Origin of the sequence: Nitrincola nitratireducens, assembly GCF_000585235.1 — a bacterium.
Classification (GTDB): Bacteria; Pseudomonadota; Gammaproteobacteria; order Pseudomonadales; family Balneatricaceae; genus Nitrincola; species Nitrincola alkalisediminis.
On sequence record NZ_AONB01000020.1, the window covers coordinates 39,648 to 60,307 of the forward strand.

19 protein-coding genes and 1 pseudogene are annotated in these 20,660 nt (G+C 47.9%); 18 read left to right on the forward strand and 2 right to left on the reverse strand.

All coding sequences use genetic code 11. From position 1 onward, the window contains the following. The first annotated feature begins 6 nt into the window (after positions 1 to 6). The 17 genes and pseudogenes from phnX (at position 7) to cheD (ending at position 15,813) form a co-directional block, all read left to right on the forward strand. Positions 7 to 834: a phosphonoacetaldehyde hydrolase gene (phnX, locus tag D791_RS14925; RefSeq protein WP_036513294.1), complete on the forward strand. Its 828-nt coding sequence runs from the start codon at positions 7 to 9 to the stop codon at positions 832 to 834. Then, positions 831 to 1,727, forward strand: coding sequence for an EamA family transporter (locus tag D791_RS14930; RefSeq protein ID WP_036513296.1), 897 nt, complete (start codon positions 831 to 833; stop codon positions 1,725 to 1,727). The genes phnX and D791_RS14930 overlap by 4 nt, the downstream gene beginning before the upstream one ends. Positions 1,728 to 1,742: 15 nt before the next feature. Further along, positions 1,743 to 2,408, forward strand: a complete 666-nt coding sequence (locus D791_RS14935) for an HAD family hydrolase (RefSeq protein WP_036513298.1) — start codon at positions 1,743 to 1,745, stop codon at positions 2,406 to 2,408. 250 nt (positions 2,409 to 2,658) lie between these two features. Beyond that, a pseudogene (locus tag D791_RS21540) lies at positions 2,659 to 3,561 on the forward strand (PhoX family protein); the annotation flags it as partial. 53 nt (positions 3,562 to 3,614) lie between these two features. Next, positions 3,615 to 4,532: a PhoX family protein gene (locus D791_RS21545; RefSeq protein WP_272944856.1), complete on the forward strand. Its 918-nt coding sequence runs from the start codon at positions 3,615 to 3,617 to the stop codon at positions 4,530 to 4,532. Positions 4,533 to 4,696: 164 nt separating this feature from the next. Continuing rightward, on the forward strand, positions 4,697 to 5,731 hold the full coding sequence (locus D791_RS14945) for a GGDEF domain-containing protein (protein ID WP_036513299.1): 1,035 nt from the start codon (positions 4,697 to 4,699) through the stop codon (positions 5,729 to 5,731). A 148-nt stretch (positions 5,732 to 5,879) separates the two neighbouring features. Further along, positions 5,880 to 6,245, forward strand: a complete 366-nt coding sequence (locus tag D791_RS14950) for a response regulator (RefSeq protein ID WP_036513301.1) — start codon at positions 5,880 to 5,882, stop codon at positions 6,243 to 6,245. A gap of 54 nt (positions 6,246 to 6,299) precedes the next feature. Beyond that, on the forward strand, positions 6,300 to 8,477 hold the full coding sequence (locus D791_RS14955) for a chemotaxis protein CheW (RefSeq protein ID WP_036513304.1): 2,178 nt from the start codon (positions 6,300 to 6,302) through the stop codon (positions 8,475 to 8,477). A 13-nt stretch (positions 8,478 to 8,490) separates the two neighbouring features. Continuing rightward, positions 8,491 to 8,745 carry a chemotaxis protein CheW gene (locus D791_RS22065; RefSeq protein ID WP_420329348.1) on the forward strand — a complete coding sequence of 85 codons (255 nt, stop codon included), beginning with the start codon at positions 8,491 to 8,493 and terminating at the stop codon, positions 8,743 to 8,745. Continuing rightward, on the forward strand, positions 8,742 to 8,984 hold the full coding sequence (locus D791_RS22070) for a chemotaxis protein CheW (protein WP_420329349.1): 243 nt from the start codon (positions 8,742 to 8,744) through the stop codon (positions 8,982 to 8,984). Before D791_RS22065 ends, D791_RS22070 begins: the two co-directional genes overlap by 4 nt. A 23-nt stretch (positions 8,985 to 9,007) precedes the next feature. Beyond that, positions 9,008 to 11,419 carry a methyl-accepting chemotaxis protein gene (locus tag D791_RS21550; protein WP_202806886.1) on the forward strand — a complete coding sequence of 804 codons (2,412 nt, stop codon included), beginning with the start codon at positions 9,008 to 9,010 and terminating at the stop codon, positions 11,417 to 11,419. Positions 11,420 to 11,486: 67 nt separating this feature from the next. Continuing rightward, positions 11,487 to 12,338: a CheR family methyltransferase gene (locus tag D791_RS14970; RefSeq protein ID WP_051514594.1), complete on the forward strand. Its 852-nt coding sequence runs from the start codon at positions 11,487 to 11,489 to the stop codon at positions 12,336 to 12,338. A 2-nt stretch (positions 12,339 to 12,340) separates the two neighbouring features. Next, positions 12,341 to 12,955 carry a hypothetical protein gene (locus D791_RS14975; RefSeq protein WP_051514589.1) on the forward strand — a complete coding sequence of 205 codons (615 nt, stop codon included), beginning with the start codon at positions 12,341 to 12,343 and terminating at the stop codon, positions 12,953 to 12,955. Between the two features lie 5 nt (positions 12,956 to 12,960). Further along, the gene (locus D791_RS14980) at positions 12,961 to 14,016 is read left to right on the forward strand and encodes a protein-glutamate methylesterase/protein-glutamine glutaminase (protein WP_272944858.1); all 1,056 of its coding nucleotides are present in this window, start codon (positions 12,961 to 12,963) and stop codon (positions 14,014 to 14,016) included. 13 nt (positions 14,017 to 14,029) lie between these two features. After that, positions 14,030 to 14,437: a hypothetical protein gene (locus tag D791_RS19225; protein WP_051514590.1), complete on the forward strand. Its 408-nt coding sequence runs from the start codon at positions 14,030 to 14,032 to the stop codon at positions 14,435 to 14,437. Continuing rightward, positions 14,434 to 15,171 (forward strand): methyl-accepting chemotaxis protein, encoded by a 738-nt coding sequence (locus tag D791_RS14985; protein ID WP_051514591.1) that lies wholly within the window; start codon positions 14,434 to 14,436, stop codon positions 15,169 to 15,171. The genes D791_RS19225 and D791_RS14985 overlap by 4 nt, the downstream gene beginning before the upstream one ends. A 30-nt stretch (positions 15,172 to 15,201) precedes the next feature. Then, on the forward strand, positions 15,202 to 15,813 hold the full coding sequence (cheD, locus tag D791_RS14990) for a chemoreceptor glutamine deamidase CheD (RefSeq protein ID WP_036513311.1): 612 nt from the start codon (positions 15,202 to 15,204) through the stop codon (positions 15,811 to 15,813). Between the two features lie 29 nt (positions 15,814 to 15,842). Here the strand turns inward: cheD and D791_RS14995 are convergent, their stop codons facing one another. Next, positions 15,843 to 16,856 (reverse strand): GGDEF domain-containing protein, encoded by a 1,014-nt coding sequence (locus D791_RS14995; RefSeq protein WP_036513313.1) that lies wholly within the window; start codon positions 16,854 to 16,856, stop codon positions 15,843 to 15,845. A gap of 125 nt (positions 16,857 to 16,981) precedes the next feature. On the opposite strand from D791_RS14995, the gene D791_RS15000 reads away from it, so the two are divergent. Beyond that, complete coding sequence (locus tag D791_RS15000; RefSeq protein WP_051514592.1) at positions 16,982 to 19,309, forward strand: putative bifunctional diguanylate cyclase/phosphodiesterase; 2,328 nt, start codon at positions 16,982 to 16,984, stop codon at positions 19,307 to 19,309. On the opposite strand, the gene D791_RS15005 is transcribed toward D791_RS15000, so the two are convergent. Then, positions 19,290 to 20,660: a metallophosphoesterase gene (locus D791_RS15005; protein ID WP_051514593.1), complete on the reverse strand. Its 1,371-nt coding sequence runs from the start codon at positions 20,658 to 20,660 to the stop codon at positions 19,290 to 19,292. The genes D791_RS15000 and D791_RS15005 overlap by 20 nt on opposite strands.

Consider the following 20,660-nt stretch of genomic DNA (forward strand, 5'->3'; position numbering starts at 1 on the left):
GGTTCGATGTACCGATATAAAAGACGTTACACGGGGCCTGTACAGGCTGTGATTATGGACTTAGCGGGAACCTGCGTCGATTTCGGTTCTTTGGCACCGATTCAAGCCTTTCAAGCCTTATTTGCGGAAGAAGGCGTGCCCATCTCCATCACAGAGGCTCGGGCACCCATGGGAAAAGAAAAGCGTGAGCATATAGAAGCCTTATTGGCTATGCCGCGTATTGCACAAGAATGGCTGGCAGTGAAAGGCACTAAGGCTACGGATGAGGATATTGATCGGCTTTACCATGCGTTTGTTGTGCATCAGGTTGCGGCCATTGCCGATAATCATCAGTTGATTTCTGGCATTGATTTGGTGATGGAGTACTGCGATGACATGGGCATTTTGATTGGCGTGAATACGGGCTATAGCCGTGAAATGATTCAAGGTCTGTTACCTGCGATGGCTGAACAAGGCTTTACACCGGACTCGGTCGTCTGTGCCAGCGATGTTCCGGCTGGACGCCCCTATCCTTGGATGTGCTTAACCAATGCGCAAGCGTTGGAGGTCAGTTGCGTGCAAGCCTGTGTCAAGGTTGACGATACGGCTGTGGGCATTGAAGAGGGTCTAAATGCAGGGATGTGGACCGTTGCAGTGGCCGTGTCGGGCAATCAAACGGGGTATTCTGAGGCGCAGTGGTTGGCGCTGAGTGAAGAGGAGCGGGATGTGCAAGCGATTGTTGCCCATCAAGCCTTGGCATCTTCAGGGGCGCACTATGTCATTGACTCAATTGCCGAGTTACCTGAGGTGCTAGACGATATCACCCTACGTTTAGCAAATGAAGAGCGTCCTTGAATAGTCTTGCACTGACACTGGTACTGGTTTCAGCCTGCTTACATGCAGGCTGGAATCTCTTAGGAAAAAAGCAACAGCCGTCACTGGCACTTTTCACCCTAATGATGTTGGCCGGGGCGATTGTCTTTAGTCCTTGGTTGCTGATCTATAGGGACTGGCTTGCCTTACCTCTGGAATTTTGGGGAGTCTGGTTGTTGTCAGGTGCCTTTCAGGGCATTTATATGGCGGGTTTAGCCTGGGCCTACGCGAGGGGAGACGTGAGTGTACTCTATCCTTTGGTGCGAGGCCTTCCCGTGATCCTAGTGCCTTGGGTAGGGGTATGGTTGGGGGGGTATCTCTATTTATCGACTCAGGATTGGCTGGGGATGTTTCTCATTTTCGCGGCCTGTGTCTTGTTGCCCTTACGAAGACTCAGCGACTTTCATTGGCGTTTTTATATGACGCCTGCGCTGGGTTTTATGTTGTTAGCCGTATTGGGCACGGTCGGGTATTCCTGGGTTGATAAACATGCCATTGATCTGATGCGGCAAGAAGGGATGATGCCCTTTTCAGCAGGCATGGTGTTTATGGTGTTGCAGGCATGGTCCGCTTTTTTATGGATGCTGCCGAGCTGTTTTATGTTTGCAACTGAGCGCAAAGCCTTGCGCCAACAATGGCAGAACAATATGCGTGTCTGCATCATGGCAGGTTCTATGGTATTGGCCACGTATGGTTTGGTGCTGATTGCGATGGGGCATACGCAAGACGTGAGTTACGTTGTGGCGCTCCGCCAAGCATCGATTCCGATAGGTGCACTGTTGGCCGTAATCTGGTTGAAGGAAGTCTTGTCCCCTATTAAGTGGATAGCCTTAACCATCATGATGCTGGGCTTGGTTTTAGTCGCATTACCTTAATCTTGAGAAGCAATAATGATCGAAAAAATAGCCGTATTTGATTTGGACCACACGTTAATTAAAGGCGACTCCTCTGCGCTTTGGGCAGAGTATTTGCATGAGTTGGGTTGGATCACAAGCCCTGACTTCAAACATCAACATCAGCAAATGATGGAGACTTATGCAAAGGGCAATCTGGATATGGGCGCCTATTTGGCGTTGAATTTGTCACCCTTAATAGGTCGTGAATCCAAGCAGGTATACGCCGAAGCTGAGCGTTTTGTCTCTGAGCGTATTCTCCCGTTGCTTTACGCGGATGCGGTGCATTTGCTTCACCAGCTACGACAGCAAGGTGAGCATTTGTTAATGATTTCCGCCAGTGAGGTATTTTTGGTTGAGCCTGTTGCAAATGCGTTGGGCTTTGATGGAGTGATCGGTATTGATGTCGAACACCATGACGGAAAACTAACGGGTAAGCCCTTGTTACCTATGAGTTATCAGGAAGGAAAAGTCCATCATTATCATGCCTACTTAGAGCGTTTAAATACCTCGGGTTCGCAAGTCATCAGTCGTTTTTACTCAGATTCTCACAATGATATTCCCTTATTAGAGAAGGTTCAGTTTCCCGTGGCCGTCAATCCGAATGAAAGGCTATTGCACGTAGCACAAGCGCAGCAATGGCCGATTTTAAACTGGAGTTGATCTTGGACTTAACGTTTTTGTCACAAAAATGCACCCAAACTGAAACACTTGTTTATTAGTCTTTTGCCACTGTCAATGAATCCAGCGGAGAAGCGCGATGAAGAATACACAAAGCACGATCTTGAGCATCGATAATCACGAGGGTGATGAGCCACTAAGCAACCACTCCGATAATGCTTCCTTTCAAAGCATTATCGAGAAGCGCATGTCACGCCGTACAATGATGAAAGGTAGCTTGGGCACGGCGTTGATGGGCTTTTTTGCAACGACGGCGTATTCACCTTTGGCGGCAGCAGGCAGCAATAAACACTCGCCTTTAATTGGTTTTGAAGCCATTGATGTCAGCGCTGCAGATACGGTTACCCTACCAAAAGGATACAAGCACCAGGTTATGTTGCCTTGGGGACAGCCCATTTCAGGTCATCAGCCAGCGTTCGATCCTTTAACCAATTCTGGTGAAGATCAAGCGCATCAAGTGGGCAGCCATCACGACGGGATGCACTTCTTCCCGATTGAAGGCAAAGATCCGTATCAAGGCAGCTCTGAAGACGGACTCTTGGTGATGAACCATGAGTACGTTGAGCCACGCTTTATGCATGCATCGGCCCAAGGAAAAGAGTTATCTCGCAATGCCGTACCTCTCAAAGCCGACGGTCAACGTGATGCTGATGAAGTTCTGAAAGAAATACATGGCCATGGCGTGAGTGTGGTGCGTGTTAAAAAGCAAGCCAATGGTGACTGGGCTGTTGAAGCCGATCCACGCAACCGCCGTATTCATGGCTTAACCGAAATGGAGATCAGTGGTCCTGTGCGTGGCACGGATTTTGTAAAAACAAAATTCAGCCCAGACGGCACAAAGACACGCGGCACTTTAAATAACTGTGCGCACGGTGTCACACCATGGAATACCTATTTGGCTGCAGAGGAAAACTGGGCAGGGTATTTCATTAACCATGGTGAGCAGCCGCGTGAGCAAACACGTTATGGTGTCACGAAAGAAGGCTCAGGTCGCTATGCTTGGGAATTGGCGGACACGGGCGCGGATGAATTCGTACGTTATGATGTGACGCCGAAGGGGGCATCTGCGACAGAAGACTATCGTAATGAAGCCAATGCTTTTGGTTGGATGGTCGAGATTGATCCGTTTAACCCAGACGTTGCGCCCGTTAAACGCACGCAGCTTGGACGCTTTGCACATGAGGCGTTGTGTTCCAGCCTGCCGTTGAAGGTGAGCCAATTGTTTGCTACTCCGGAGACGATGCGCGTTTTGAGTACATATACAAATACGTCAGTGCTCAGCCTTACAAAAAGGAGACAGCAGGCGGTCATTTGTTGGACAACGGTACCCTGTACGTTGCGCGTTTCAATGAAGACGGCTCTGGCGATTGGTTGCCTTTAGTGTTTGGTATGGGGCCTTTAACACCGGCCAATGGCTTTAACAGCCAAGCCGATGTTCTGGTCAACACACGTTTCGCGGCGGATACCGTCGGTGCGACTAAAATGGACCGCCCAGAATGGGGTGCCGTGGATCCTAAGACCAAGGATGTTTATTTTACACTGACCAATAACAGCCGCCGTACGGAAACGGATGCAGCGAACCCACGTGCGGAAAATGACTGGGGGCAGATCGTTCGTTGGACGGAAGCCGATGGTCAGGTGAATGCCAAGTCATTTAACTGGGATCTGTTTGTGTTGGCTGGACCTGAGTCCGATTCGGATCTGGCTGGCGCCAGCTTGGACGGTGGCAATATCTTTAACAGCCCAGATGGCTTGTGGTTCGATGCAGATTCGCGTTTATGGATTCAAACCGACATGAGCGAAAGTGTCGTGAATACTGGAAAATGGGAGCAGTTTGGCAACAATGCCATGTTGGCCGCCGACCCGGTTAATAAGATTATCCGTCGTTTCTTGGTCGGCCCTGTTGGACAAGAAATCACGGGCGTTGTAACGACGCCTGACCAAAAAACCATGTTCGTCAATGTTCAGCATCCCGGTGCGACAACCTCTCCAGAAGACTTTGCCAAGGGTTCCTTGGTCAGTCATTGGCCGCATGATGGGGCGCTGTATCCACGCTCTGCGACTCTGGTGATTACCCGTGAGGACGAAGGCATCATCGGTGCGTAAGTCGTTAGATTAATCGACTGCTGACTCTTTTAAAAAGCCCTGCCCAGCGTCATTATGACAGCGGCGGGGTTTTTTATACCTAAAAGATAAATCTAACATTGGAATAAAGCCGATTCTCTGTATATTATCTAATCTACGTTAACTATACGCTTAAAGGTTTCGTTTTGTCTTTAACACCTCACCTGCTAGATCGGTTGGCATCGCTGACATCCATTCGTGATCTTGAGTTGCTTGAATTCAGCATGCTGAAAACAGTACACGAGCTTTTCCGTCCTGAGCAAGTGATGATGCTCAAGTACGATTCGGATGGTGAGGTTCGGTTTACCCTGCGGTATGGCCATAATGGAAATTATGATAGCCAAACGCTGCGTAAAAAGTTGATTGATGAACCCGAAGTGCTCAGTGCTCTTCATATTTCTCGACGCTTAAAAACCACCTATCATTCTAAAAAAGCCAATGGCAATCATATTTCCATTTATCCAGTATTGGATCTGCAACTCTTAAGCGTGGCATTGGTGGTTGAGTCGCGGCGTATCAATTCTCAGAATGATTCGCGTGTTATTCATGCGTTATTGCAGATCTATCGCAACTTTTGTCAATTAATAGAAGATTCACAGCGCGATCAACTCACGGGGTTGCTGAACCGAAAAACCTTCGATGACAGCATCCAGCGAGTGATCGGCATGTCGAGTGAGCGTTTTCCATCCTTTGGAGATGATGACCGCCGTGCTAGCGTAGAGGGTGAACCTGTGTATTCCCTCGGTCTGATTGATATTGACAACTTCAAGCAGATCAATGACACACTGGGCCATATTTATGGCGATGAGGTGTTGTTACTCATGTCGCAAATTATGCGTCATACCTTTCGTGAGAGCGATTTGATTTTCCGTTTTGGTGGTGAAGAGTTTGTGGTGATTACCGAAACGGATTCAACGGATACGGCAATGGTGGCCTTTGAGCGCTTTCGGGCGGCCATCGATGAGTACGCCTTCCCCCAAGTGAGCCATGTCACGGTGAGTATTGGTGTCGTTGAAGTGAATTCAATGGATGTGGTGCATACGTTGCTTGATCGTGCGGATAAAGCCTTGTACTACGCAAAAAATCATGGGAAAAATCGAGTGTGTTCTTATAAAGAGCTGCTTGAACGAGGGGCCGTCAAAGAGCCTACCTACTCCAGTGGTGATATAGAGCTTTTTTGAGAAGGTGTTTCCAGCCGAGTAAGGCCAGGTTTCGTCTTTGGATAATTTCTTGATGCGCCTCAACGTGATTGTGTCCTTTGCATGATATAACGTGTTGCGAAAGCGCATCCATCGTCTTTCAATAGTCAATAAAAGTTTGAGGTTGTATATGGGTAAGTCAATACTGACGGTTGATGACTCAGCCTCCATTCGTCAAATGGTAAGTTTTACGCTGAAGGCGGCTGGGTATTCAGTCACTGAAGCATCGGATGGAGTACAAGGGTTAGATAAAGCAAAAACGGGACATTATGATTTAATTTTGACTGACCAGAATATGCCCAATATGGATGGGTTAACGTTGATTCGTCAACTGCGGACTTTGCCAGCGTATCGATCAGTGCCCATATTAGTTTTGACCACGGAAGCGGGGGACACGATGAAAATGCAGGGCAAAGCGGCGGGTGCGACGGGCTGGTTGGTGAAGCCCTTCGATCCACAAAAATTGATAGATGTTGTTAAACGCGTGATCGGCTAACGATTTGTTTTCCTTGCAGGGTGATGTCTCTCCTGCAGCATTAGGGAGTCTAGGATGAGCATCGACCTGAGTCAGTTTCATCAAGTGTTCATTGATGAAGCCTATGAGCATCTCGACGCGATGGAGCAGTTGCTCTTAGCCATCGATATCGAGCACCCCAATCTTGATGATTTGAATGCAATTTTTCGTGCTGCACACTCCATTAAGGGGGGGAGCGGCACGTTTGGCTTTTCAAATATTGCGGATCTGACGCACGCCTTAGAGAGCCTACTGGATAAGCTCCGTAAGGAAACGTTGCCGATTACGCATGAGATGGTCAGTGCCTTTTTAGCCTGCGGTGATCTTTTAAAGCTGATGTTGGAAGCGCATCAAGACGGGGGGGACCTAGACGAGCAGCGTGTAACAGATATGAAGACGCTTTTGCTCAGTTTAGGGGAAGAGGCTTCGATACTGGAGGATTCCGCTACGCATACACCGACCCAATCACCGGTTACTACGTATCGAATTCGTCTTCATCCTGACTCGGATATTTTTTCGGGACCGGCCTCCTTTGAGGCACTGGTGGCTGATTTATCCCGTTTAGGCACTTTGATCTTAACTGCGGATCAGGGAGCAGGGCGCTATGAGTGGACTTTAACGGGCTCGGTTGTGTTACAGGATCTGCTCGATACCTTTGCCTTTATTTGCCAGGATTATGAAGTCACCATTACTGAGGAGCCTGCCGTCGTCGAAGATGAAGGGTTTGGTTTCTTTATGGACCTTCCTGAGCCATCCTCAGCATCGGATGCTGATTTTGGTTTTTTTGTCGATGAAAGCGAGTTGCCAGCGTCGCAGGCTTCAGAGGATTCTGGCTTTGGCTTTTTTGTCGACGAGACAGAGTTGCCTGCAGTTAAACAGGCACAACAAGAGACAGAGCAAGGCTTTGGTTTTTTTGTGCCTGAGTCTGAGCTGCCCAAACAAGCCGCCTCGATTAAGGAATCGCCTGCTGCCGTGGCCCCTGTACCCGTGTCTGCGCCTCGTAAATCGAAACAAGCCGATGCGAGCAAGGCACACGCCGAGACCTCCATTCGAGTGGGTGTGGAAAAGGTGGATCAGCTCATTAACCTAGTGGGTGAATTGGTGATTACGCGCTCGATGTTGGCTCAATCGGTAAGCGAGCTTGATCCTGTGCACTTTGAGACGATTCATAAGGGATTGGTCAATTTAGAGCGTAATTCACGAGATCTGCAAGAAGCCGTGATGTCGATCCGTATGCTGCCAATAAACTTTGTGTTTGGGCGTTTCCCTCGCGTTGTGCGGGATCTGACACAAAAAATGAGCAAGAAAGTGCGATTAAAGCTCGTCGGTGAAGAGACCGAGTTGGATAAAGGCCTCATTGAAAAATTAGCGGACCCCTTGACTCACCTATTGCGTAATAGCATCGATCATGGCATCGAAATTCCCGAGGTACGAAGAGCCGCAGGTAAGCCTGAAGAGGGCACCATTACGCTGAGTGCAAGTCATCAAGGGGGCAGTATACTGGTGCAAATTACCGATGATGGTGCAGGTTTAGACCGCGAAAAACTCATCGCTAAAGCACGAGAGAAAGGACTGCCGTTGTCTGATAATCCGACGGATAAAGAGGTCTGGCAGTTAATTTTCGCACCGGGCTTTTCGACGGCAAAAGAAGTGACGGATGTATCGGGGCGTGGTGTCGGTATGGACGTCGTTCAACGTAATATTTCGGAAATGAAAGGCCAGGTTGAAATTGAATCCGCTCAAGGCGTCGGAACCACCATCGGACTGCGTTTACCGCTCACCCTCGCTATATTGGATGGTATGATTTTGCGTGTGGCTGATGAGGTCTTTGTCTTGCCACTCACTCGCATCCTCGAGTCGTTTCAGCCAGATTCATCGCAAATGAAATCGGTTGCTGGGCAGGGGCGCGTGGTGCAGATGCGTGGAGAGTATCTTCCATTGGTCGAGTTGCATAAATTATTGGGTATTCAACCGCAGTATATGCGTCCAGAAGAGGGCATCTTAGTGGTTGTCGAAACGACGCAAGACAAGGTTGCCCTTTTTGTCGATGAGTTGATTGCACAGCAACAAGTGGTCATTAAAAGTTTAGAAACCCATTTTCGTAAGGTCGATGGGTTGTCAGGCGCAACCATCATGGGCGATGGGCGCGTGGCCTTGATTCTGGATATCGACCGCTTAGCACGTATGCACAGCACCTTTCAAGCACATAGTTAATTGAGGCCTATTCATGACAGATGCCGCTAGCTCACAGCATAATCAAGCCAAACGCGAGTTTTTAACCTTCACGCTTGGAGAAGAAGAGTACGCCATCGATATCCTAACCGTGCAGGAAATTCGTGGTTACAATGCCGTCACCCGGATTGCCAATACACCCGACTACATAAAAGGTGTGATTAATATGCGTGGCGTGATTGTCCCCGTTGTTGATATGCGCCTGAAGTTTCACCTTGCAATGCCACTTATGACGAGTTTACCGTCATGATTATTTTAAACCTTGGTCAACGCGTCGTGGGGATGGTGGTTGATGCGGTGTCAGACGTCGTGGCGTTAAGTGCAGACGATATTCGACCTGCACCGGATTTTGGTGCCACCTTTGATACGCAATATTTACTGGGTTTGGCATCGGTTGCCGAGCGGATGGCGATCGTTGTTGATATTGAAAAGCTAATGTCGAGTCAGGACATGGGACTTGTCGATCAATTGAGTTCTGAGGCCGTTTAATCAGGCGAGAGGGAGAGCGATACATGAAAGCGTTTAACAACCTGAAAACGAGCCTAAAAATAGGCTTGATGACCTTCGTCATGTTGATTGCCTTAGGCTTTGCCAGTTTCGAAGCCTATCAGGGATTTACGGGTTGGTCTAAATATGCGCAATTGATGCGAGACAACCGTATTCCCTCCATGGTGTCCTTGATGACCATGAATGCCGAGCGTATGACCATACGCGCACAAACCATTGAAGTACTCACGCAAACGGATGGATGGCGTGATAAGTCTTTGTTACAGAGCATTGCACATCAACGCCAGAACTCTTGGTCTGTGATTGACCAGCACTGGGAGCGTCTTGCTGGTATTCCCCGTGTGACAGCAAGAGGACAAGCCATCTATGATCAATTGGCGGCGGAATACCAAGATTGGCGAGATGCGTACGTTGATCTAGATGCCTTGATCGCCACCATGATTGAAACAACCGATGAGTTTCGTTTTCAACGCTTGATGGCCGAGTACCGCCGAGCGGTAACAAGCATGGTGCCTAAGTCGGACGCAATGGGGCAAAGTTTTGAGCTGTTGGTCACGAATAACACGACACGTGCCGCTGCAGATGCAGAAGATGCCGTTGAGACCGCTGAGCATGAGTTACAGTCATTGGCGATCAGCAGCGCTGCGGCACTGGTGGTCATTTTGCTCCTTGCTATTTTTATCTTGGCCAGTATCGTAAAACCATTGCGTGCCTTGGTTGCCCATTTTCGTGCGATTGGCGAGGGCGATTTAAATCAAGTGATCGAAGAAACGCGTAAGGACGAAGTGGGAGCGGCCTTGCAAGCCTTGGCCGTGATGCAGCGTAAATTAAATGCGGACATTCAAGAAACTCGTCGTGTGAGCAATAGCAACCTGCGTATTAAAAACGCCCTCGACAGTGTGTCGGCCAATGTGATGGTTGCAGACGCCGATTTTAATATTATCTATATGAATCCAGCGGTTCTGGACATGTTCAAAACCGCTGAACAGCAGATTCGTATCGATCTACCAAACTTTGATTCCAATCATTTATTGGGCAATAGCATTGACCTTTTCCATAAAAATCCAGCACACCAACGCCATCTTTTGACAGCGCTGCAATCCAAACACGATGCCACCGTTCGCATTGGGGGCCGAACATTTGACTTAACCGCAAATCCAATTGTGAATGAGGAGGGAGAGCGCTTGGGTTCAGTGGTTGAGTGGAAAGACAGAACCCTTGAAGTGGCGGTGGAAGACAAAATTTCGCGCTTAGTTGAAAAAGCGGTTGAAGGCGACTTCACGACGCGAATCGATACAGCCGATTTAACTGGATTCTTTAGCCGCTTGGGCGATGGTGTTAACCAACTGATGTCGGTCACTGACCGAGGTTTGCGAGAGGTCATGAGAGTTTTAGGGCATCTGTCGCAGGGTGAGCTAACTGAGCGCGTGACGGGGGACTATCAAGGGAGCTTTGGTGATTTGCAATCGAGCACCAATGCAACCGTTGAGCAACTGACCAATCTAGTGATTGAGATTAAACAGTCGGTTGAGGCCATTAACACAGCCGCTCAAGAAATATCAGCAGGTAATACGGATTTATCGCAACGTACGGAAGAACAAGCCTCCAGCTTGGAGGAAACCGCATCAAGTTTAGAAGAACTGACTTCAACGGTTCGCCAGAATGCTGATAACGCGCGTCAAGCCAATCAATTGGCACAAAGTGCATCGCAAGTTGCTGAAAACGGTGGTGAAAAAGCCCGTCGAGTGGTGAAAACCATGGAGGCTATCAGCGAAAGCTCCAATAAAATTGCCGATATCACCACGTTGATTGACGGTATTGCGTTTCAAACGAATATACTGGCTTTGAATGCTGCAGTGGAAGCCGCGAGAGCCGGTGAGCAAGGCCGAGGGTTTGCCGTTGTTGCGGGTGAGGTGCGCTCGCTTGCTCAGCGTTCGGCCGCGGCGGCAAAAGAAATTAAAGATCTGATTAATCGTTCAGTGGATATCGTTCATGAGGGCAGTGATCTAGTCAACGAAACCGGTAAAACGATTGAAGAAATTGTGGTGTCGGTTAAACGTGTAACGGACTTGATGGGCGAAATCTCAGCGGCTTCAGAAGAGCAAAGCCAAGGTATCGAGCAAGTGAATCAAGCGGTTACTCAAATGGACGATGTCACGCAGCAGAATGCGGCATTGGTCGAGCAGGCCGCCGCATCAGCCGAGTCCTTAGAAGAGCAAGCATCCGCTCTTGCTCTGTCTGTTTCCACGTTCAAACTCAATGAAGGGCAGCCTGTATTGACGAAACCGGCTCCGACGAGTCGACAGGGTGCACAGTCAGCATTACGAGTGCCACACACCGCGATGCCTAAGCGAGTAAAGCCGCCGATTAAACCGCCGATTAAACGTCAGGCGGAGGATGAGTGGGAAGAGTTTTAATGAGGGCTGAGTCCGTCAGCTGATCGAGCATGGCCTGACGGAGTTCACAGTCACAGAGAGGTTGAAGTTGATTGATCGAGAGTTTGTGTTCAATCCTGAGGATTTTGAGCGGATTCGTCTACTCATTCGCTCGCGCGTTGGCATCGCCTTATCTGACAAAAAGAGAGATCTTGTCTACAGTCGGATTGCGCGTCGTTTAAGAATTTTAGGCCTTAAGACGTTCTCTGAGTACCTAGACTATTTGGCGCAAGCACCGGATGAAATGCAGGACTTCATTAATGCGCTGACAACCAATCTCACGTCTTTTTTTCGAGAGTCGCATCATTTTGATTTCTTAGCCGATCAGATGCGACAGAGCGAATCGTTAGGAGGGGCGCGTCATTTTAGCATTTGGTCCAGTGCGTGCTCGACGGGAGAGGAAGCCTACTCGATTGCCATGACCGCGATTGAAGCCTTTGGCAGTTGGACTCCGCCCGTTAAAATTTTAGCAACCGATGTGGATACTCATGTATTGGCTCACGCGCAACAGGGCATTTATGGGGTTGAGCGTGTTGAAAAAATGGATGGACAGCGTTTGAAAACTTTTTTCTTGAAGGGCAAAGGTGATCGTCAAGGCTCAGTAAAAGTTCGGCCTGAGGTTCAAGCACTGGTGAGCTTTCAACCTCTGAACTTGTTGGCATCCCATTGGAGCTTGCGGGGCCCTTTTGATGCTATCTTTTGTCGTAATGTCATGATTTACTTTGATAAGCCGACCCAGTACAGCATTCTAGAGAAATTTCGTCCTTTGCTGAGTGAGTCGGGGCTGTTGTATGCCGGACATTCAGAAAGTTTTCAACATGCAGCGAATTTATTTAAGTCTAAGGGTAAAACGATCTACTACCCTGTCCGATTAGCGTCGAATAGTACGATAAGGCGATGACCGTGCAAGATGAGAATGCTAGGTCTGGCATCAATCCAGATGTTTACTACGATCCTTACTTTGAACAGCAGGCTGTTAAGGTTTTGCCAGGGGAGTTTTTTGTCACCGGTAAGGATATGATGATTGTCTCCGTTGTAGGGTCCTGTGTTTGTGTGTGCATTCGTGATCGTCTCAAAGAGCTGGGTGGCATGTGTCATTTTATTGTGCCGGATCGATTTTTAGATTCTGCCGTGTCTTCAATCGGTGCCATACATTACGCAGGCCATGCGATGGAGATGCTAACCAATCAATTGATTAAAATGGGCAGTCAACGACGTGATTTGGTTGCAAAGGTGTTTGGTGCATCAAACTGGATAAAAACGTCTGACGCTAAGCAGCTATGTGAAATGAATGCTCATTTCGTGCTGCACTATTTGCAGCAGGAAAGCATTCAAGTGGCTAGCCAAGATCTTTTGCAGCCTTATCCCAGTAAACTCTATTTTTTTCCTCGAACGGGTAAAGTGTTGGTTAAACGGCTACACAAGTTAAACAACACGACGTTGTTGGATCGCGAATCAGAGTACTTAGAGCGTTTAGTGGATATGGATTTATCAGGCCCGATGGAGCTATTTAATTGATGGCGATATTAGAAACCAAAATAAAAGTATTGGTCGTTGATGATTCTGCGCTTATTCGACAATTGTTAACAGAAATCATCAACAGTTATGAGGATCTGACGGTTGTGGCAACCGCTCCGGATCCACTCGTGGCAAGAGAGTTGATTAAACTCCACAATCCGGATGTCCTCACGCTGGATGTTGAAATGCCAAAGATGGATGGCTTGGATTTTCTCGAACGCTTAATGCGACTGCGGCCCATGCCTGTCCTGATGGTGTCATCCTTAACTGAACACGGGTCCGATGTGACCTTGAGAGCCTTGGAATTAGGTGCGGTCGATTTTATTGCGAAGCCTAAATTGGATATCGTTTCAGGTTTAAAAAGCTATGCGGATTTGATTGCCGACAAGCTACGCATGTGTGCAAAAGCCAACATTCGAACTCTTGCGCAAACAGCGAAATTACCTCTGCAACGTTTATCTTTACCGTTGAGTTCCACTGAAAAAATCATATTTGTGGGTGCGTCTACTGGTGGTACTGAGGCGATTAAGGCGTTGCTAATGCCTCTGCCCCCAGATATGCCAGCCATTATGATTACCCAGCATATGCCAGAGCATTTCACGCGCACCTTTGCAGAACGTTTAAACACATTATGTCAGTTGCGTGTGAAGGAGGCTGAACACCGTCAGCGAGTGCTGCCCGGTCATGTCTACATTGCACCGGGGAATGCGCATTTAGAAGTCGTTAGAAGTGGTGCTAATTATTTAACATCACTCAGTGATGCGCCTTTAGTCAATCGCCATCGACCTTCTGTGGATGTGTTATTCTTATCCGCGGCGAAGGTGGTAGGGGGTAATGCGATAGGCGTGATATTGACAGGCATGGGAAAAGACGGTGCCATCGGCATGAAAGCAATGAAAGACAGCGGTGCTGTGACCTTTGCACAGGATGAAAAAAGCTGCGTTGTATTCGGGATGCCAAAAGAAGCGATTGCCATCGGTGCAGTCAATCAGGTGCTATCTTTAAATGCTCTTCCAGAAACGCTCATTGAATCTGTTGGGCAACGTATTAATCGGGTTTAAAAAGGACGGTGTTATGAGTGTACGGTTTCTTCTAGTATGGCTAGCCGCATTGGGTATGGGAGCCTTAGTCTCAATGTGGGTCTATCCCGTGCTCGGGGTGCTGATAGCCCTTGTGATCTTATCACTCCATGTTCTTTTTCCTCAGAAGCAAACCAATCCGGATATCGTCAAACCCTATCGTGTCGATGATGATCAAGAAGTGGTCGATAGTCTCCAGGAAATGGGTGAAAGCATCGAACAAGTGGTAATGGAAAGTATAAGCGATCTTGATGCACTGCATAAAATGGAAAACGATGCACTGAACACGCTTGCCCAGTCTTTTGTGAGCTTAAAAGAGCAAATCGAAAAGCAACAATCCTTAGTTTCCGGTTTATTGATTAGTGGCAGTGACTCGTCAAAGCAATCAGGCAGTCACACATGAGTGATTTTGCCAAAAGTACACTTGATACGATGAACCATTTTGTCGAGATTACCGTAAAAATGAGTGATGATTCGATGGAGATGCTGAACCGAGTGTCGGCACTGTCGGATGGTATGCCAGCTTTGCTGCAAACCTTAAATGATATCGATACCATTGCCAAACAGACCAATTTGTTAGCCCTGAACGCCGCCATTGAGGCGGCCCGTGCCGGTGACAGCGGTCGAGGTTTTTCGGTTGTAGCGGATGAAGTGCGAGCGTTATCGAATCGGTCAGCAAGCTTCAGTAAGAGTATCCAAGATAACTTGAATCAGATGAATGCCGATATTATTACGCTGGTGGAAGATGTTCGCAAAATAGCCTCAAAGGACATGACCTTCATTATGGAGTCAAAACAAGAAGTGCAGCAGGCGATTGATCGCTTACTGGATAAGGCTCATGCAGATGAACGTGTTACACAAGAGATGGACGTGATCGCTCAAGATCTCATGGCCGCGGTGTTCAGTGCCATGCGTGCCATGCAATTTCAAGATATGAGCGGTCAGACCCTACGTCATACGATTGACGAGCAAAAACATTTACTCTTTTTGACATCAGCCCTTAAAAATGACAAGAAAAATTTGGATGATACTGCGTTGGAAAAGAGCCTTTTCGCCTTTAAAGAAGAGCGACGTCAGCGTAAATCGAATCCCGTATCCGCGAGCTCCATGAAGAGTGGCGACATTGATTTGTTTTAACCGCTACGTTGCGCTCTATAGGGTGCTGACATGGCTTTAACGGGTTTTGAGCACTGCGCAACAAACACGTACTTTGATCGTCAGTTCGGTCTTTCTGCGGTTAAGGTATTACCCGGTGAGTATTATGTCACCAACGCTTCGACGCTGATTGTCACGGTTCTGGGCTCGTGTGTGTCGGTGTGTTTGCGTGATAAGGACTTGGGCATAGGAGGGCTTAATCACTTTTTGTTGCCGCAGGACAATTCACCCTATGAGAATCGATTGATTGCCCCTTCAGGACGTTATGGCGTCTATGCAATGGAACTGTTGATCAATCATTTACTCAAGCTTGGTGCTCGTAAACACCGTTTAGAAGCCAAGGTATTTGGGGGTGGGCGTGTGCTCAAGAATATGACCTTTGTGAATGTTGGCAATCGAAATGTTCAGTTTGTTCTTGACCATCTTGCCAGTGAGTCCATTCCCGTGGTGGCACAGGATGTATTGGATACCTACCCCAGAAAAGTGTATTTTTTTCCAAAAACAGGGAGGGTGATGCTGAAAAAAATTCGATCCTTGCACAATACGACGATTCTTGAGCGTGAACAAGCGTATCTGCATGCCATTGCAACTCAACCCATGTCCGGTGCAGTTGATCTGTTTTAATCCATGCGTCGAGTCACAATGCGCAAGTGTTAAATGCAAACAACCTTGTTTCTACCCGTATTTTTCGCTTGATAGAGGGCCTGATCAACTCGTTCAAGCATCCGTTCTGGAACATCAAACGCCTGTTGCAGCGTAATGCCAAAGGAGGCCGTGATTGAGCTGATGGTGCTGTTTGTCGCTTTGTGTTTCACGCGGATGGCCTGAATTTTGTGACGAATGCGTTCAGCCAATGCGAGCGCATTTTCTTGGTTATGTTCGTAAATCAGAATAACGAACTCTTCTCCCCCAAAACGCACACCATCCGCACTTTCGTGGCATTCATCTTTGATAATCTGGCCTAAACACTGAAGAACTTTATCGCCGAGCATATGCCCATAGGTGTCATTGAGCTTCTTGAAGTGGTCGATGTCGAGCATGATCAATGCCAACAGTGGCTTAGGGGTCGAATTGCAAACGCGTGTCAGTGTTTCATCAAAGAAGCGACGGTTGTAGAGATGAGTTAACGCATCGGTATAAACATCTTGACGTGTGGCAGTTAACTCGTCTTGCAGACGTTTGATTTCTTTTTGAGCATCGCTAATCCGTTGTTGAAAGTGGCTTGTCGCTTCTGATACTTTTACGGTATGACTGTAGAGTGATTGTGCGATGCTCTCAAGGGCAGGCGCTTCGTCCGCTTCATGCAATGCATGTAAGCTTTCTTGCAACAGCTGAGTGAAATCATGGGTAGAGGCGACGGCCAACTCTGCTGAATGGTTGAGGCCCGTTGCAACGGAAATCAACGCGGCTTGAAGTTTTTCTGTTTCGCCTAACTCTTGACTGATCAAGTGGCTGCGAAACAGCTTTGTTTCGAGTCCAGCTGGGCATGTGCCGTATTTCTGGATCGTTTGATCTAATTCTTGGTTGAGTCGAGGAAGTTTATGTGTAACATAGGTATACCAAAGTGCATAGTTGAGCGGATGCGGCGGTATTTTGTATTTAACCATAAGGGGGACGGCTTGCCGTAGATACTCGGCAGCTTGTTGTGAATTGTCAGAATACTGCATAGCCCTTCTCAACATCGAGGTTTGAATACATTCATAATCAGATAATAGCATTAATTTACGAACTGGCTACAATAATAAGTACTTAGGGATGTTAAATTGCCTCAATCAAAATTTGGAAGAGACCTGTGAGCGAGTTGTTGAGAGAAGCATCGTTTTGCTTTGATCCCAGAGAGCTGGAAACGCCCATTTGGGTGTTTGATCAGCAGAGGACATATATAATTTGGGCGAATACAGCGGCGCTTACTCTTTGGAATGAGAAAAGCATAGACGCATTAAGACGCTTAACCTATAAGGATCCCTCTCAAGGATTGCTGTCTATTTACGGCGAAAAGTTTCCACGTTATGAGTCTTGGGTGTTTTATGCGCACAATGAGCCCGTTAATGTAAATTGTCATTGCAAACAAATCACATTAAAAAACGGTCAATTGGCTGAGTTAGTTGAAGTGTGCGCGTTAAGTGACATAGCCAGTGATCACATGCTAACGGTGTTTGATGATCAAGGCGTTGTTCTGTCTCGGAATAAGCATGCTGAACGTGTGCATGCGGGAAAAACACGTCTTTCAGAGTACTTCCTACACAGTGCGCAGGGTGAAAGTTTATACACTCAATTGAAAGCATCGGGAGCGGATATCAAAGCGGTTGACCTCCAAGTGTCGAATCAGATATGGCACCAAGTTGGGTTGAAACTCTCTTTCGATATAAAGGCGCGTAAAACTGTTTTTTTGATGCATGAAAAAGACATTACCCGTCAAAAAAGCCACCAAATACAGTTAGAACATGCCATCTATTACGATGCGGTCACGGGCTTACCCAATCGCTATCTGCTGACAGATCAACTTGAACTGGCTTTGCAGTCTTGTAAAAAAGATAAACTCTTAGCGATTGTGTACCTCGATTTAGATCGATTTAAGACTATTAATGATGAGTATGGTACAGATCAGGGCAATCAGCTGCTCATAGAGACATCTCTGCGTCTGAAAAAGTCCTTAAGGACGGGCGATATCTTGGCTCGTTTAGGTGGGGATGAGTTTGTCATTGTTCTCACCAATGTGGGCAGCATGGAAGAGTGTCGCATGGTGTTAGAGCGTTTGTTGTCGGCGATTCGTAAACCGATGAATTTGTCTGGGCATCTGCTCAATATCACCGCAAGCTTGGGTGTGACGGTGTATCCTGATGATTCAGCAGATGCGGATCGTTTAGTCCGCCATGCCGATCAGGCCATGTATCGTGCGAAAGCGATGGGTAAGGACTGTTACCACATTTTCGATACGCAAGAAAGCGAGCAAAATGATTCACAACTAGAATACTTAGCGCGTATTGAGCAGGCCATCGATCAGGACGAAATGGAGCTGTATTATCAGCCGAAAGTGAATATGCGCACTGGAGATGTCCTAGGGGCAGAGGCGCTTATTCGTTGGAATCATCCAGAACACGGCGTCCTGGCCCCCGGAGCATTTTTGCCTGTCATTGAAAATACACCCTTGATTATGAAATTGGATCATTGGGTACTTGAAGCTGCATTCAAGCAGCTATCTTTCTGGAAGTCACAAAACGTTGAGTTGACCCTAAGCGTGAATATTGCGGCGCTTGACTTGCAACAAGATGACTTTTTTGATCGTTTCCAAACCCTAGTAGCGAATTATTCCGATGTGGACGTTCGCCTATTGGAATTGGAAGTGCTTGAAACGGCCGCTTTGGACGATGTTGAAAAAGTGTCACAGGTGATGGAAAAGATTACCCGGCTGGGTGTTCAGTTTTCGTTAGATGACTTCGGAACAGGCTATTCATCCTTAAGTTACTTACGTCGCTTACCTGCTTCGGCACTTAAAATTGATCAAAGCTTTGTTCGTGACATGTTATGGGATGTCGGTGATACGACGTTAGTGCAAGGTGTCATCAGCTTGGCCACGGCCTTTCAGCGCAGTGTCATTGCCGAGGGGGTCGAGTCGGAAGAGCATGGTGAACTCCTTCTGCGTTTGGGCTGTGACATAGGTCAGGGCTATGGAATTTCGCGTCCAATACCGGCGCCTGCGTTTGAGGAGTGGCGGTGTTCATGGCATTCATTCCCGAGTTGGAATGCCTGCCAGAACTTTCCAGTTAACCGTGACAACTTAGCCTTAATATATGCTGAAGTGGAGTTTAGAGGTTGGTTACGTGACGTTCACAAATATGTGAGGGGCACGGTGTCGGAACCTCCCGCATTTTACTTTTTAGAGCATCCTGGCCACTGGGTGAAGAAAGGCCATTTACAGCAGGTCTGCCAACAGCCTGAGTTTATGAATATTGAACCTTTATACGCACGTATTGAGCAAGTCAGTCATGAGCTCTTCTATGGGGCTGTCTCAAGCGAAGAAGACGTACGACTTCGAGTGCTGCAGCATCTTGAGTTATTGAGCCAAGAATTAATTGATCAATTACGCACTTTGTACGTGATTACGAACTGCCAGTGGTAGTGCGTGTGCTAAGCACAGAAGCAAAGGTGCTAAGACTGCTGAGATCAAAGTGCTTGCAGGCGGGGTAGTCGGAGCTGATGCCGAGAACATAACCTTCGGGATGAATGACCGTCACTCCCGCGCCTTGTCCCTTAAGTGACTCTGCTGTTCTTGAGGGGTGGTTGATCGTGGTGTCGCATTCAAAATGCAGGACGTTGCTGCGCAGGCTAATGCGCTGTCCATGGTGTAGGTTTCGATGGCCATGCACCAGAGCAGTGATACCCGCCTGATCCAGTGCGTTAGCGCCCAAGGGAGTGAGCACTGGGTCCATCGAACGGTATTTTGTGCGTATCATATTGCCTAATGCGCCAAAGTAGAGGCGCAAAGGGTCTCCGTCCAGTGCCATCTGATAGGTTTGATTCAGTTGCTTGCACGAATGCTCAGCCAAAAAATTGGCCATTTCATCATCGCAACCTGCATGTAAAAATAAGAAACTGCCCACTTGGTAGCCTAACTGTTGCTGTTCGAAAAACCAAAAAAACTCGCCCTCTGGCGACAAAAATGCCTCCCTCCAGAGATAAATAGCTGCATATATATCACGAAAGCTTAATTGAGCATCTTTGGCATAGCGTTTGAACGCATCGGCTCGATACGCAAGGCGCTCCAGTTCCCGAGCCGTCTGTTGCTCGGTCATGAAGGATTGGGTCGCTTTTTTGAACACGTCTGAGGTGGTGGCGTTTGGTAGTAAGCGTGCTTGGCAGCTGGCTTCATCGGGTAGGGTCTGCAAGACGTCGGCAGACAGTGTGTATTCGTTTAAGAGCTCCTGAAAAAACGGAATAACTTTGCGCCCCAGCCGGATTAATAAATAACGGCTAGCCGGGTGTGATTCGAGAATACTGCGCATGGCAAGCAGCATACGCAGGTCATGATTACCCGCCAGTAGTGTCAGTTTCAGGTTTTGATCGAGCAATGTTTTGAGTAGGCGCAGCACACCTAAATTAGACGGCCCCTTATCAAAGCAGTCACCGCCAATGACTATCTCAAACGCATCCGATGGCAGTGTGAGTCCTAGTGAGCTGTTTGTTGCTCCAAAGGGGGTCATGAGGCCACTGGCGATTAACGAGGCAGTAAACGCCGTTGGGTCAGCATGCAAATCGGTGAAAAAGAAGAGCGGTTTTTTTGGCCAGCCCCAGCGGGTGGGATCTGATAATTGCCGCAGACGATCTTGCGTTGCAGACGCGTTCGTAATTTGCCAGTTACGTCCCTGTGCACTGGGATCTAGCCAAGGTTCGATATGTATAGGTAGGCTTAAATCCGGCAGGTCATGTTGTGAATACCGGGTCTGATCTGCGGGGGAAAGCCAAGGCAACAT